Raw genomic sequence first — 14747 nt, forward strand, 5'->3', positions numbered from 1 at the left:
TTTGAGCTTCTAGCTGCGCCGACGGGCGAAGTACCATACCGCGCCCAGGAAGCCCCAGCCCAGCAGAAGGACATAGGGCCGCCAATCCGCTTCGAGGCCGATCACGATGAGGGCAAGCGCGCAGACCGTACCGGCGCAGCCCAGTGTCATCATCACGCCGCGTGCCGGACGGAACCCGGCGCCGCTGTGCAGTTCGGGATAGCTCCTCGCCACTCGTGCGGCGGACAGGCAGATGCTGCCATACTTCACGAGATTGGGGATGTTGACCGCGAGGAAGAGGAAGGTCAGTTCCATCGGCATCAGCAGGCCGGCACAGCCGATTCCGAAGACGGTGAACAGTGCCACGTGCGGCACGTGCGAGCGGGGATGGACGCTGGCGATCGCCCGGGGCAGAACTCCCGCTTCGGCCATCGCGAAAAGGCTGCGGCTGAACATCGTGAAGATGGAATTGAGGCTGGTGCCGATCGCGGCGATGGCGGCCAGCACGATCGCCGGCACGGCGAGCGGTCCCATGAAGCGACTGGCGGTTTCGAGGATCGGCGCTTCGCTGCCGGCCAGCGTGGCGGGGCCGAGCACGGTCAGCGCCACGAAGGCTACGGCGACGTAGAGAACCGTGGCCGAACCAATGGCGACCGCGATCCCGATCGGGATGTTGCGGCGGCTGTTGGCCACTTCGCCGCCCGCTTCCGTCGCGGCCTCGATGCCGAAGAACAGACCCATGAGAAGAGGCGCGGCAGCAAAGGCGCCGTGCAGTCCGCGCGGCAGGAACGGTTCGAGTCGGGCCGGTTCGGACACGGTGATGCCGCCCCAGATCACGAACAGGCCGAATAACAAGATCAGCCCGCCGACCATAACAGTTTGCGCGCGAGTGGCGACATGGACGCCGACCAGATTGGCGAGCAGCGCCAGTACCAGTACCGCGAACATTGTCGGCTTGACCGGCAGCGGCATGAGCATCGAGACGTATCGGACCAGCACCAGCGCCAGCACGACCATTGCCCCCATGTTGGCGATGATCCGCATCCAGGCGATGAAGAACCCGAGTGTCGGGTGAAGATAGCGCGATGGCCAGACGAAGCTTGCGCCGGAAACCGGATCGGCAGAGCCCAGGTAGGCATAGCTGACGGCGATGAGGTACATCGGCAACGCCGCGATCACCACCGATAGCAACATTCCCGGTCCGGCGAGCGCGGTGGCGGGGGAGACGGCCGAGAAGATCGAAACACCGACTGCCGTGCCAAGCCCCAGCGAGACCACGCCCCACAGGCCGATGCCCTTGCGCAAGGCATGTTCAGCATCACTCACTTTTGCGCCCCCCGGCAGCTATCCGCATTGATGAAATCGACGAGATCCGACTGGAACCGCGCGCGGCTGCCATCGTCGGAATAGAATACATGGCCGCCGACATAACGCTCGTTGCGATAGCGCGTCTTCGGCAGGCTGGATTGTGCGAAGAGGTAATCGGCCGCGCCGATGGTCGTGGTGGTATCGTAGATCCCGGTTCCGACGAAAAGCCGCAGGCAAGCGTTATTGGCCGCGTGGCGCTCGACCACGGACATGAACGGCCAGTCGGCGAAAGGCGAATCCTCGGCGCCGTAGGTCCAGCCACCTTCGAAGCGGGCGATCACCTTGTAGGTATCGGCGCCGGGGGCTTTGAGCGTGTCGCCCAGATAGACGGTCATCGCCTTGCCGAAAATGTCCGAGATCGACGATGAGGGATCGCCCGGCATCATCGTTGTCACGTTTCCGGGACGATCTGCGAGATAGCGGGCATCGTAACGACCCATGACCTTGCCTTTCGCGCGCAGTAGTTCGACGCGGAAGCGTTCCTTGGAAATGCGCAGGTCGTTTGCGAGGTAGAACGCCGCCGGGATGCCAGTTAGTTCGGCGAGCCGCGCGGCAAGCCTCTCACGATCGGCCTGCGGCAGGTCGCGGCCGCGATAGAGGGCGGGGAGGTAGTCCTCGCGGGCGAAGCTTGCCGCCGCGTCGGTCACGCCTGCCGCCGTGCAGGGCGCTTTCACCATGCCGTGGTAGCAGGCGATGGCGGCCAGCGTTGGCAGCGACACCGCGTAAGTCACCACATTGTCGGGGCGCTGCGAGGTCTCGATCATGTTGAGCGCCTGCCCCAGCAGGACGACGCCGCGCACGTTCGCAGCCAGGTCCTGCCGGTCCAGCGCATCGAGCATCGCAACCGCGCGGATCGTGCCGTAGCTTTCGCCGAGGATATAGAACGGTGAGTTCTGCCGCCCGTGGCTGGTGAGCCATTGGCGCACGACGTCCGCCGCCGCATTCGCATCGCCCTCAACCGTGCTGTAGGGCGCGCCTGCCGCACCGGCGGGGCGCTCCGAAAATCCGGTACCGGGTGGGTCGATGAAGACCACGTCAGCCACGTCATAGAGTTTTGACGGGCCGGGCAGGGTGTCGCCGGCGCCGGCGTTCGTATCGGCAGGGTCTTGCGGAACATGCGCGAGCACGGGGCCGAGCAGGCCCATGTGGAGATAGGCGGCCGAAGCGCCGGGTCCACCGTTGAAGGCGAAGATCACCGGCCGTTCGGTCTTTGCATTCCTGCCGGTCTGAGGGCGGGAATAGGAAATGTAGCCCGCAGTTGCGGGTGAACTGTCCGCGCCGGCTGAGACAGGGACTAGCCTCAGCTCGGCGCGGACAGGATGCGCGGGATCGGGTTTCGAAACCCGCGCATCGATGAGGACCCTCTCGGCCGGCGGCTCGGCCGCTTGCGTCGGAATGGGTCCGGCAGACGCCGCGACAAGCGCGATCCCCGTCAACGCCGAAAGGCGACGCGGAGACTTCTTTTTGCGACCGAAGGGCTGCTGCGGCGTCAGGATCATGGCAATTCCAGAAGTCTATGGGTTTCCCGGTAGGTCAGGAGGCCGTCGGTCAGAGCCTGAAGGCCATAATCGAGGCGCGACGGCTCCATTGCGAAACCGAGGCGGATATGTCCGGGCGCGCCGAAGTATTCCCCCGGAGCCACCAGTACTCCGCAGCGATCGGAAAGCCAGCCGGAGAAATGCTCGGTATCTCCGATCCCGACGAGGCGGGGGAAGGCGATGCAGCCGCTTTCGGGCAATGTCCCTTCCACCAGTCCTTCAGCGGTCCAGTAGGCGTGATAGGATTCTATGATCGGCCTGGCTTTTGCGATCACCGAGAAGGTGTTCTCCTGAAAGCGCGCCGGATTTTCGACAACCAGCGCGGCAACCGCGTGCGCAAGGTTCGAGATGGCGAACTCCACCTCTCGCGCCAGTTCGCGAACCGGCGCCACCAGGCTTTCATCGCCGACGATCCATCCGCAGCGCAGGGTACTGAGACCGAAGATCTTGGTCAGGCTGTTGACCGAAAGCACGCGCGGCGAAGCGCCAAGTGAGGCGGCAGGCTTCAACCGGTCCCCGGCATAGGGCGCATAGACCTCGTCCACAACCAGCACCACATCATGCCGATCCGCCACGGCGCAGAGCGCACGCATGGTATCATCCGAGACCGGCATTCCGGACGGATTGTGCAGGTTCGAAAGGACGATCATCCGTGTTTCGGGCCGGATGCGTGCCTCGACTTCGGCGGGATCGATCGTGAAGTAGGGAGCGGGGCGCTCGAACGTATCGACGGCGATGCCGACGGACTGCGCAAGACTGCCGAACAGCTCGAAGCTGGGGTTCTCGATAAGGATGCGATCACCTGCCTTGAGCAGGGCGCGGTAGATCAGCGAAAGTGCGCCGGTTGCGCCGGTGGTGGTCAGGACCTGTTCCTCACGCACACCGTAATCGCGCGCCAGCGCGGCGACGAGGAAGGGGTTCCCCTTCACGAAAGTACTGGCATAGCGGGAGCTTATGCCATTCTCGAAACCTTCGAGAAGCACTTCGCGCAGCAGGTCCTTGGGCTCGGGTACCGAACTTTCGAACAGGCTGACGAGAAGGCTGCGGGAATTGCTGTTCCGGATGATCGAGCGCCTCACCCATTGGGCGTAGGACTTCGAAGTCTGGTCGTCTGGGCTGGAAGCCATGTTCTCGAATCTGCCGGATAGAGCTGGATTGTGGATGGAGGCGGCGCCGGGGGGAATGGTCCCGGCGCCGCCAGAATCCGTCACATCTTCAGCTTGGCGCCGACCCAGAAGCGGCGGCCGAGGATGTCGCCATAGGCGATCTGCGGATAGGAAGGCGCCTCGTCGGTGAAGTTGTCGATGCCGGCGCGCAGTATCATGCGGCCTGTATCGAACTGCATCGAGATCGAGTGCGTGAGGTTGCTGTCGAGCAGCGGGTTGGGCGTGGTCTCGATGGTCGCGTCGTAAGCGGCCTTGGTCTTGTCGAGGTAATAGGCCTGGTAGCTCAGCCGGACCGGACCCTTGGTCCAATCCAGATTGAAACGGCCTTCCCAGGTCGGCTTTTCATAGGTGTTGTCGGTGCGGACGTAGTTCTCGCCAGTGACCGAAGTGGTCAGGAGCGTGTTGTGCGTCGCGTTCACGCCGAGGTGGAATGCGCCGATGTTCCCGGGTTCGAAGGTGTAGTCGACGGCGTAGACTTCGCCGCGGTACTTCACGACACCTGCGTTGAAGGTGGTCGTCGTGCCGGCGAGTATCGTGCCGCCCGGGCTCACGCCGTCCGAAGAGGCAATGCGGGTGAAGGCATTGCAGACGGCGGGATCAGGGTTGGTATTATCATAGCAGGCCGCCGTGAAGTCCTCGGTGGTGAAGGCCGAGAGGCCGTCCTTGAGGTCGATCTCGATGCGATCTGCGCTGATGGTCAGGCCCGGAATGAACCGGGGCTGGAGGACCACGCCGTACGTGAAGGTGTCGGAGATCTCGTTGCGCAGGTTTGCGTTGCCGCCGCTGGTGATGGTCGCGCGCTCGAAGTTCTCGGCGGGGTCCTGGAACGCCGCGAGACGCTCGGCCGCGCTCTTTCCTGCATTGGTGCCATCTGCTTCCACGCCGTAGTTCGGATTGGCGGTGAAGGCCGCCAGACAGTTGGCATAACGAACCGAAGGGTTCGAACCGCTGTTGATGCGGTCGGCATCGCAGGGATCGTAGCCCACCGAACCGAGCGAGGTAGTCGTCGGCGAGAACTTCATCGCAAGCGTGGGCGCGCGGAAGTTACGGCTGCGGCTTACGCGCAGGGTAATCCCGTCGAGCGGCTGCCAGCGAAGTCCGAGATCCCAGACCTGCTCCTTGCCGGCGATCGAATTGTCGACGAGGCGGCCCGCCGCGCTTGCTTCGAGCATGCGCACGATCGGTACGTTCATCGCGCTGTCGATCAGCGGGATCAGCAGTTCTGCCGAAAGTTCGTCCGTGTTGTAGCCGGCAGACTGGGCGACTTCCATGGTGCCGCCGCCGAACAGGCCCTGCTGGTTCGCTGCGAGCGGGGTGTAGGACACCTGCTCATCGCGGTGCTCGTATGCCAGGCTGAACTTGGCGGTGCCGCCGGGAAGCTGGATTACGTCGCCGCCAAGCGTGGCGAGGAAGTCGGTCTGCTCGTTACGATAGTCCAGGCCGGCGCGGACGCTCACATACTGCTGCGCGGCGCTGGAGACGTTGCCGTTGCCGAACGGATTGATGGGGGCGCACGAGGCGTCATTGTTGGCGGGATCGGCGTCGGCATTGATGCCGCAGACGATCTGGCCGCCCGAAAGCACGGCATTGATCGCGTTGCTGTACTTGGCATTGTCGACTTCCCAGCGGCGCTGCGAACCATCGACGCGGGCATAGCTTCCCGAGACCGTCCAGTAGAAGTTGCGGCTTCCGGCCGAGAACTCTCCGTCAACGGCGAGCAGGCCGCGGTAGGTGTCGGTCTTGTAGCTTTGCAGGTTGTCCGGGGTCAGATCGTAGAAGTACTTCGACAGGAACAGCGGAGCACCGGCGGCGAACCCGGGGTTCGCTGACGAAAGCACGCTTTTCGCCTGATCGGTGAGATAGGGGTTATTGATCGTGAAGATCACTGGACCGGCGTAAGTACCGTAGTTCAAGATCGTGCGGCTCTGGCCCTGCGGGATCTCGGTTCCGGCGGTATGGGCATAGAGCAGTTCGGTGCGCAGGGTGATCGCATCGGTCAGGTCGTAATGCGCGATCAGGTTGCCCGTGAAGCGCTCGACGCCGGTTCGCAGCCCCGCAAGGTCGCGGTAGGAGAAGCCCTGGCCGCCGCTGGAGAACGGGATACCAACATCGGTTCCCGGATCGTAGGAAACGACATTGCCGCTGGAGTCGAACTGGAGCGGCGTACCGTTCGACTGGGTGAGGAAGCGGGTGAACGGCGCGGGCGCGTTGAACAGGACGCCGTTGGAGTTGAACTCCCAGAAGTGCGCATCGAGCAGTTCCTTCACCGCCGGAATCCCGTCGGTTGCGGACTGGTCGGCGGGGTTGCTGACCGTGAGGCGGCCCAGTGCCGAAAGCGGCCGGTCCGCGAACATCAGCGTGGGGGTCCTGGCGTAGTTCACGTCGATCGCGATATTGCCGCGTCCGTCCGCGAAGTTCTTACCCGCGGTGCCGCGAAGGCTGTAGGTATGATAATCGCCGCGCGAGGAGATGCCGTTCTGCGCATCGAGTTCGAGGCCCTCGAACTTGTCCTTGAGCACATAGTTGACCACGCCCGCGATGGCATCCGAACCGTAGACGGCAGCACCACCACCCTGAACCACTTCGACGCGGTCGAGCAGGCCGAGCGGGATGATGTTGGCATCGACCTGCGCGTCGCCAAGACCAGAGGAACTGGTCACCATTCGGCGGCCGTTCAGCAGGGTGAGCGTGCGACCAGCGCCAAGGCCGAAGAGATTGGGGAACTGCTGCCCCGACCCGCTGCCTTCGCCGCTGCCATCTGCTTGGCTGAGCATCGGACTGTTGGACGTGAGCTGGTTGAGCGCGTCGGAAGCGCTGATGTAGCCGCGATCCGAGATGGTCTGGCTGTCCACGATATTGAGCGGCGCGGTCTCGTCGGCAGCGTCGCGGCGAATGCGCGAGCCGGTAACGACGATGTCCGCAGCAGGTACGCTGTCGTCGGCGCTGGGCGCCAGATCCTGCGCCTGCGCCGGTGCGCCGGCCAGCAGCGCGGCCGCTGCGGTGGAAACCATGAGCGCGGCAAAGCCCGCCCTCTCGATGCGTGACTGGATCATCGAACTACCCCTCATGTTCTGTCTGCGTGTTCTTTCCCTGAGGAGAACCTAGCGCATGCAGCAAGCGAGGGTTTTGCGAAGTGAGGGGCGGTGTGAACTGCGATTAAATTAAAATTACCTCAAATGGTGAAGGTGTGAATTTTCTAACCCGATATCGCCGATCAATGCGACTTGCTAAAGAAGCTGGATAGGTCTTTTGCAAATTGAGGGGCTTCCGAAGCTTCCTCGTACATCATGTGGCCACCGCCGTAGCAGTGTGCCTCGATCCGTTGCGCGAGAGGATCGGGAAAATCGCGAGCGGCCTGGCCGTTGGCTGCGCAGCCATTGAGTGAATCGTAAAGGCCTGTCGCGACGAACACCCTCATCGTCGGTGCCTTTTCCAGAGCGCGAAGCACCCAGGGCTGGGAGGCACTGGGCGGACCTTCGCCCGCCATGGCGCGGGCCAGCGATTCCTTGGTGATGGGTGACTGGTCATACTGCCAGTCGTTGCCAACGGGGAGTTCTGGGATATCGATCCCGGCATATTGACCGGCGCGATAGTTCAAAACCTCCCGATAGAATGCGATGATTGCGGCGCTTCCTGCTTTTTCGTCGGATGCCGGTGCCGTCTGCCGCATATCGAATACGCCCAGGGTTTTGCCTTCCGCGCCCAGGAGTTTGGTTCGGAACTCTCTGGGCGAAACCCACAGCGTCTTGGGATCTATCATCGAAGGTGCGAGGCCCATGAAGCGCGACAGTCCGGCGACGACGTTGGTACGGGAAGTGTCGTCCAGCCTATCCGGGTGGGCCAGCGCGGGATACCAGACCGTGCGCGCCCATGTTTCCGCATCGGCGAGGGTTCTGGCGCGATCGGCTGTGAGCGCGGCATCGAGTTTGCCGAGCGCCAGAGCCGTCGCAGTGCGGTTGGGAAGGGTAAGCGCACGCATCAGGGCGCGGTCGCGTTCCTCGCCCATCGGAATGCCGCCGGATACGAGCGCGATCCCCGCGACCGGTTGTCCACGGTCGATCAGCGCCTCCGCCACGCCCGCGGCGCGCCATGTGCCAAAGCTTTCGCCAACGAGGTAGACGGGTGCGCCCTCACGCTCGTGGGACTTCAGGAAGCGCTGGATGAACTGAGCGGTGGCGGCAAGATCGCCGTTCGTCGAATAGAGCTGCCTGGCCGCTCCTTCCGAAACGGCGCGACTGAAGCCGGTTCCGGCAGGGTCGAGGAACACGAGGTCGGCGACGGGGAGGGGGCTTGCCGGATTATCGCCCAGAACGTCGCCTTGGAGCGTGCGCGGTCCAAGGGCATGAAACTGGAGCAGGCGGGAATCCGCGCCCGGACCGCCGTTCCAGATGAAAACAATGGGGCGCGGCTTTTGGGGGGAAGCGGCTTTCGCGAAGTAGGCGGTGTAGAACAGGTCCGCCGCCTTGACGCCATTCGCATCGTCGATCTCGATCGTTCCGGCACATGTCGTGTAGTCCAGACCGCCAAGCTTGGAAGCCGCACCGACAATGCCCTTTCCGCAGAGGTCGCCAGGGAGGCTGCCGGCCTGCCTCTCCGCGGTGCCGATCGATTGGCAAGCGACAAGCGCAAGGAAAGACAGTGATGAAGCCAGCAGGCGAGCGGACTTTGACGGCATGGACGGGCCTTTTTGGTTCGACAACGGTGAGAGCCTAGCCCAGTTGCCCAGGCAAGATTATGCGCGAAATGGATTTCCGCCGCTGTGACGCCCTCATCCACCGGGGACATGAGAGCGGCTGAAGCTTTGAAATGCGCAATTCTTATGCGCCAGCCTTTGCATAGGATGCGTAAATGATCCAGCGAACCGATTCGCCCCCTTCGCCGCGCCTCTCTCGCAGAAATATCCTGCGGGCTTCAACGCTTCTGCCGCTGGCTCCGGCGATGGCAGGCGAAGCTCTGGCCGCTTCCGTAAAGGGGGTATCGCTTGCTCGCCCCGGCGACTTTGCGGCTATGCCAAGGGTCTATCTCGATTCCGGCACGATGCATCCGGTGCCCTTGCCCGCGAAGGCTTCGGTCGATGCCTATCTCCAGTCCCGTGCCGAAATGCGGGAATGGTCCAGCCACGATACGGAGGTTCGGATCAAGGCTGCTTTCGCGCGCCTCATCAATGCCGCGCCGGAAGATCTGGCTTTCGTCCAGAGCACGACTGCAGGCGAACAGTCGATCGTCGATGCGCTCGATCTTCCGGCGGCGAAGGGCAGCGTCGTTACCGATACGCTCCATTTCTTCGGTTCGTTCTGGCTCTACGATCAGCTTGCAAAGCAAGGCGTTGACGTGCGCTGGATACGGCCGAAAGACGGACGCATAGACCCGGATGCCTACGAAAAGGCGATCGGCCCGGACACACGGCTTGTCAGTCTCTCACTGGTTTCGACCTACAACGGCTTCGAGCACGACCTCAAGCGCATCTGCGAAATCGCTCATGCTCGCGGAGCGCTGGTCTATGCCGATATCATTCATGCCGCCGGAACCGTGCCGATCGACGTGAAGGCAAGCGGCGTCGATTTCGCGGCGACGGCCAGCTACAAGTGGCTGATGGGCGACTTTGGGCTAGGTTTCCTTTACGTCCGGCCCGATCGTCTGGCACGGCTCAAACGCAAGCGGTTCGGTTACTATCAGCTCGATAGCTTCAAGCCGCACGTCTACCCGTTCGACGAGGCAGGCCAGAGCATTGCCGACATGACCCCGCGGCCCGATGCCGAAGGCATGTTCGCGATGGGCACGCATTCCCATGCGGTGATGGCGCAACTCGACTGGTCGCTGACGAGGCTGCTCGAACTCGGGATCGACAACATCATGGTGCATCGCCAGCCGATGCTCCGCCGTCTGCATGAGGCGCTGCCCTCAAAGGGCTATGACGTGGTAACGCCCGCCAATTGTCGAAGCTCGCTGCTCACTTGTGTCTTGCCCGATGCCTACAAGAGGTTGTCCGAGCCGCTTTCCCGCGCGGGCGTTGCAATCACGCTCAGTCGCAACCGTTTCCGTATCTGTCCTTCGTGGTTCAACTCGATGGACGACATCGAGCACCTGATCGACGCCCTGCCAATTTCCTCCTGATCGGAACCAGACGCAATGTCCGCCAAGAAGACCGTTTTCATGCGTTCCAGCCTGCTTGCCCTTGCTCCCGTCCTGGCGACGTTGCTCCCCGCCACGCCGCTTCTGGCACAGGACGAGAGCCTGCCGATGCCGCCGGTGTTCCTCAAAGCGATGGAGCCGATGGTGGAGCGTGCCGCCGTCAGCCGCAAAGTGGTCGTAACCCGGCACAAGGGCGAGTTTGGCGGCAGGAAGCTGGCCTATGACGCCATCGTAAGCGAAACGCCGGTGCAGAATGCCAAGGGGGAGGCTGCGGCGGTTGTCGTCACTTACGCTTACGTTGCGCGCGATGCAGGCAGCGCGAGGCGGCCAGTGCTGTTCGTGTTCAACGGCGGACCGGGAGCCTCGTCCTCTCCGCTGCACATGAATGCATTCGGCCCGCGTCGCATCGTCGGCAAGGGTGAGGGCGCGCATATGGAGAACAACCCGCACAGCCTGCTGGACGTAGCAGACCTCGTCTTCATCGATCCGCCGGGCACAGGCGCGTCGATGCCGGTCAAGGGCGCGGATGCGACGAGCCTGTTCTCGGTTTCCGGTGATGCGGCAGCCGTGGCCCAGGTGGTGCAGACCTGGCGGCAGGCCAATGGCCGCACCGAATCTCCCTTCGCGCTTGTAGGCGAGAGCTATGGTACCGCCCGCGCGCTGGCGATGCTCGATGCCGAGAGCAAGGCGAAGCTGCCGCTGCCCGACGGCGTGGCGCTGTTTTCCCTTTCGCTTGGCGACAACGACGGGCCGGTGATCTCCGACGTGTCCCTGTTGCCGACCCTGGCCGCTGTCGCCTGGTATCATCAGGCCATCGACCGCAAGGGCACGACCGTGGAGCAGCATTTCGCCGCAGCCCGCGCCTTTGCGAAGAACGATTACGCCCGCGCGCTGATCGCAGGAGCCTCGCTTCCCGAGGCCGAACGGGCAAAGGTAGCCGCACGCATATCGGCGCTCATCGGGCTGCCTGCCGCCACGCTTGAGAAGGACGGGCTGCAACTCGATCGCCAGGGCTTCATGCTGGGCCTCCTCTCCGCGAAGGGGCTGCGCACTGGACAGCTTGACGGCCGCGTAACCCGCGCCGTGGCGGAATCGAACATGCACCCGCCTTTCGATGATCCCTCGATGACGCTGGGCGCGGAAACCGGGCACCTGATCGCCGACTATATCGGCAAGGATCTCGGCTATGCGTTGCCGAGCGCCTATCGCACGCTCAATCTCGGGATCAATTTCAAGTGGGACTGGGGTCGCGAAGAAGTCTATCGCACCGTCCGTTTCGCACCGTTCCTCGCCAAGGCACTGGCGGACAAGCCAGGAATGAAGCTGATGACGGTGGGCGGCTACTACGACATCACCACGCCTGTCGCCGCCGGACAGTTTGCGCTCGACCATGCCGGGATCGGACCGGAGCACCGTACTTCGAAGACTTATGCTGCGGGGCATTCGGTATTCGAGGACGAGGGGGAACTGACGCGCTTTGCAACTGACATGCGGGCTTGGGCAAAGACGCTTTAGAAGCAGTTCTTCAGAATCGGCGCACAAGCATCCGTGCCTCGGGACCATATCCCTTGGCCGGATCGAGGAGCCCGTCGCCGAGCAACTCGAAGCCCTGTCTCTTCCAGAAGCTGTGAGCATCCCCGACGGCGATCAGTACCCCCCGGTCAAGGCCCAGCGCCTTTGCTTCGCCGAGCGCAATCCCCACGGCTTCACCTGCGAACCCTCGCCCGCGCGTAGCCGCGCCGAGGGCGAGGTCGTGAAGGAAGTAGCAGTCGAAAGGTTCAGCCAGGGCTTCCATCGGCGTGTCGAGAACGGGCGGATGATCCTGCCTGCCGGGATGCGATACGAGGTAGCCGGCGACCTGCCCGTCATCGTCTTCCAGTACGCGGCAGCCGGAAGGATAATGGCGGAGGCAGGCGGCGAAGACCTCCGGATTCTCCGGGTAATCGAGATGAACCGCATCCGCCACCGTGGCAACACCAGCCACATCGTCTTCTCGCATCTCGCGCCAGCGCATCTTCGCGTTTCCCTTGGTTCACGTCTGTGGGGAACCGTAAGCCAGAACACCACCACCGGGGCAACCACGGGCTTTCGCCGATCCAAGGCGGTCAGACGATACCCAGATACGCTGCAACCGATTGCCATTTGCCTTCATCCACTGACTTAAACCGTCATTGGAATGCCATGGAAACTTAATCTGCGAGGCGTAACCCGCCGTCCCATCACCCAATCGGGTCCAGGGGAAACGGCAATGAAATTCGTTACTTGCTCGGCAGCTCTTCTTGCCGGAACGGCGCTTGCCGGAATGCCTTCGGCGGTCTTCGCGGCGGAAGCCGAGGCCGGCGCGGAAGCGACCGGCGGGAACGCCGGGGATGAAAGCGCCAACTCGATCATCGTCACCTCGCAAAAGATCGAGCAGCGCGCCGTGGACGTGCCGATCACGCTCAGCGTGCAGACGGGTGAGCGGATGCGCGAACTGGGCGTGACCGATATCGGAGAGCTTTCGAACTACGTTCCGGGTCTCAATGTACAGGTCCAGAGCGCGAACAACCCCGGTTTCGTCATTCGCGGCATCACTTCCGACAGCGGTTCCGCGCAGCAGGGCCCACGCGTCACGCTCTATTACAACGGTGTAGACATCTCCCGGTCGCGGGGCGCATATCAGGGCCTCTACGATCTCGACCGCATCGAAGTGGTGAAAGGCCCGCAGGCCACGCTGTTCGGTACGGCGGCCACGATCGGTGCGATCAGTCTCGTTTCGGCCAAGCCGCAGCCCGGTGTCTCTGCCGAAGTGACCGGCGCTTACGGCAATCTGGATGCCTACCGGGTAGAGGGCTTCGTCAACGCTGGCAACGACGTGCTGGCGGGACGCATCGCCTGGCAATGGAAGAAGCGTGACGGTTATATCGAAAACCTCGCCCCGGGGCAGGACGATCTCTACGCGCAGGACCAGCTCGGCCTTCGTGGCTCCCTGCGCTACACCCCGACCAGCGATTTCACCGCCGACCTGACTTTCACTTACGATCGCCAGCGTAATTCGGGAACCCCGTTCCTTTCGAAAAATCTCGGATCGACTTCGGTGGACGGCCTCTACGACGCCGCTTATCTCGGCGGTTCGCCCTATTCGGCGGAAGTGCTGGGCTCCGACAAGCTCGGGCTCGATCGCGATGTCTACGACGGCAACCTCACGCTGGCGTGGGACTTCGCGGACGGCTGGAATTTCACCACCGTCAACGGCTACCGCCACTTCGATGCGCTGGAAGTGTTCGATGCGGACGGTTCCGCTGCCTGGTATCTTGAATTCGCGGAACGCGCGAAGGGCTGGCAGGCGAGCCACGAAGGCCGCTTCACTTACAGCGACGACCAGTGGCGCGCCTCGTTCGGCTGGAACTACTTCATCGAGGACAGCTACCAGTATGTGCCGATGTCGTCGGAACTGGGTACCTACCTCCAGTGCAGCGCCAACGTCATTCCGGGGCTAGGCTGCGTCGCGCCGGACAACAGCGTTCCCGCCGCTTCGGCGACCGGGCTGCTAACCGGCGGGGCCTATTCAGCAGTGCCCTATTCGAGCTGGTACAAGAACGAGGGCCGCAACCAGTCCTGGTCGATGTTCGGTGACGTGAGCTGGAAACCGGCCCCCGCGCTTGAACTGACCGCAGGTGCCCGCGTGCTGATCGAGAAGCGGCGATCGGGCTACTCCGCGTATCAGCCTGACGCGCCGGTCTACGGTCAGCCGCTGTTGCCGCTCGTCGATACGGACGGACAGACCTTCTATGCCCGCAAGTCCTACGCGGCGGTGCTGCCGCGCTTCAACGCACTCTATCACCTGACACCGAGCCTCAATCTCTACGCCACGATTTCGGAGGGGCGCCGTTCGCCGGTCGTCCAGTTGTCGGCAGCGGCGGGGCCGGTTGCGGATCTCGATCTCATCAAGTCGGAGACGGTCTGGAACTACGAGGCGGGCATCAAGGGCTCGGTCGGAATGTTCTCCGGCTCGCTGGGCGTCTACTACGACAAGTACAGCAATTTCCAGGTCTCGGTCCTTGACGCCACTACCGGGGTCGCACGCACCGAGAGCGCCGGGTCGGCATCCAACCTGGGCGTCGAAGCCGAACTCGAGGCTCGCTTCACCGACTGGCTGAGCGCCTTCGGCAATGTTGGCTTCATCAGTGGCGGGATCGACGACAAGGAATCCAACGGTGTCTATGCGGGGGATCAGTTCCGTCTGCAGCCGAAATGGCAATGGGCGGCGGGTTTCAATCTCAATTTGCCGTTGACCCAGAACACCAGCCTGTTCCTGACGCCAAGCGTAACCTCCCGCAGCAAGATCTACTTCGAGATCCCCAACAAGGACGCGATCAGCCAGGGCCCGGCCACGCTGGTCAACCTGCGCGGCGGCGTTTCGCTGATGGAGGGCAAGTTCCGCATCGCCGGCTATGCCCGTAACCTGACGGACAAGAAGTACTTGCTCGATGCCGGCAATACCGGGGGCTCCTTCGGTTACCCCACGTTTATCCCGGCCGAACCGCGCACTTACGGCATCGAGATCACCGCGCGCTACTGAGCG

9 protein-coding genes are annotated in these 14747 nt (G+C 63.1%); 3 read left to right on the forward strand and 6 right to left on the reverse strand.

The genetic code is table 11. The annotated features are described in order from the left end of the window. Positions 1-9: 9 nt before the first annotated feature. From ACXJ16_RS04690 to ACXJ16_RS04710, 5 genes are all read right to left on the reverse strand, one after another. Positions 10-1305: an APC family permease gene (locus ACXJ16_RS04690; RefSeq protein ID WP_463921486.1), complete on the reverse strand. Its 1296-nt coding sequence runs from the start codon at positions 1303-1305 to the stop codon at positions 10-12. Next, positions 1302-2846, reverse strand: coding sequence for a S10 family serine carboxypeptidase-like protein (locus tag ACXJ16_RS04695; RefSeq protein WP_463921487.1), 1545 nt, complete (start codon positions 2844-2846; stop codon positions 1302-1304). The genes ACXJ16_RS04690 and ACXJ16_RS04695 overlap by 4 nt, the downstream gene beginning before the upstream one ends. Then, positions 2843-4012: a pyridoxal phosphate-dependent aminotransferase gene (locus tag ACXJ16_RS04700; RefSeq protein WP_324695367.1), complete on the reverse strand. Its 1170-nt coding sequence runs from the start codon at positions 4010-4012 to the stop codon at positions 2843-2845. Before ACXJ16_RS04700 ends, ACXJ16_RS04695 begins: the two co-directional genes overlap by 4 nt. A gap of 80 nt (positions 4013-4092) precedes the next feature. Then, positions 4093-7104, reverse strand: a complete 3012-nt coding sequence (locus ACXJ16_RS04705) for a TonB-dependent receptor domain-containing protein (protein WP_443477861.1) — start codon at positions 7102-7104, stop codon at positions 4093-4095. 161 nt (positions 7105-7265) lie between these two features. Next, a complete protein-coding gene (locus tag ACXJ16_RS04710; protein WP_324695363.1) occupies positions 7266-8726 on the reverse strand; it encodes a S10 family serine carboxypeptidase-like protein in 1461 nt (486 codons plus the stop codon). A gap of 173 nt (positions 8727-8899) precedes the next feature. Between ACXJ16_RS04710 and ACXJ16_RS04715 the strand changes: the two genes are divergently transcribed. Together ACXJ16_RS04715 and ACXJ16_RS04720 are read left to right on the forward strand one after the other, a co-directional pair. After that, positions 8900-10165, forward strand: coding sequence for an aminotransferase class V-fold PLP-dependent enzyme (locus ACXJ16_RS04715; RefSeq protein ID WP_443477860.1), 1266 nt, complete (start codon positions 8900-8902; stop codon positions 10163-10165). A gap of 15 nt (positions 10166-10180) precedes the next feature. Further along, positions 10181-11698, forward strand: coding sequence for a S10 family serine carboxypeptidase-like protein (locus tag ACXJ16_RS04720; protein ID WP_463921489.1), 1518 nt, complete (start codon positions 10181-10183; stop codon positions 11696-11698). Positions 11699-11708: 10 nt separating this feature from the next. Here ACXJ16_RS04720 and ACXJ16_RS04725 read toward each other — a convergent pair whose 3' ends face one another. Continuing rightward, positions 11709-12197 (reverse strand): GNAT family N-acetyltransferase, encoded by a 489-nt coding sequence (locus ACXJ16_RS04725; RefSeq protein WP_324695357.1) that lies wholly within the window; start codon positions 12195-12197, stop codon positions 11709-11711. A 234-nt stretch (positions 12198-12431) separates the two neighbouring features. On the opposite strand from ACXJ16_RS04725, the gene ACXJ16_RS04730 reads away from it, so the two are divergent. Next, positions 12432-14744, forward strand: a complete 2313-nt coding sequence (locus tag ACXJ16_RS04730) for a TonB-dependent receptor (RefSeq protein ID WP_463921491.1) — start codon at positions 12432-12434, stop codon at positions 14742-14744. Positions 14745-14747: the final 3 nt, after the last annotated feature.

This window comes from Novosphingobium sp. TK71 (genome assembly GCF_055361505.1).

What these genes read in the sequence shown, in the direction of transcription:
- ACXJ16_RS04695 (WP_463921487.1), bottom strand. Translation starts at nt 2,846, where the DNA reads ATGATCCTGACGCCGCAGCAGCCCTTCGGTCGCAAAAAGAAGTCTCCG.
- ACXJ16_RS04700 (WP_324695367.1), bottom strand. Translation starts at nt 4,012, where the DNA reads ATGGCTTCCAGCCCAGACGACCAGACTTCGAAGTCCTACGCCCAATGG.
- ACXJ16_RS04705 (WP_443477861.1), bottom strand. Translation starts at nt 7,104, where the DNA reads ATGATCCAGTCACGCATCGAGAGGGCGGGCTTTGCCGCGCTCATGGTT.
- ACXJ16_RS04710 (WP_324695363.1), bottom strand. Translation starts at nt 8,726, where the DNA reads ATGCCGTCAAAGTCCGCTCGCCTGCTGGCTTCATCACTGTCTTTCCTT.
- ACXJ16_RS04715 (WP_443477860.1), top strand. Translation starts at nt 8,900, where the DNA reads ATGATCCAGCGAACCGATTCGCCCCCTTCGCCGCGCCTCTCTCGCAGA.
- ACXJ16_RS04720 (WP_463921489.1), top strand. Translation starts at nt 10,181, where the DNA reads ATGTCCGCCAAGAAGACCGTTTTCATGCGTTCCAGCCTGCTTGCCCTT.
- ACXJ16_RS04725 (WP_324695357.1), bottom strand. Translation starts at nt 12,197, where the DNA reads ATGCGCTGGCGCGAGATGCGAGAAGACGATGTGGCTGGTGTTGCCACG.
- ACXJ16_RS04730 (WP_463921491.1), top strand. Translation starts at nt 12,432, where the DNA reads ATGAAATTCGTTACTTGCTCGGCAGCTCTTCTTGCCGGAACGGCGCTT.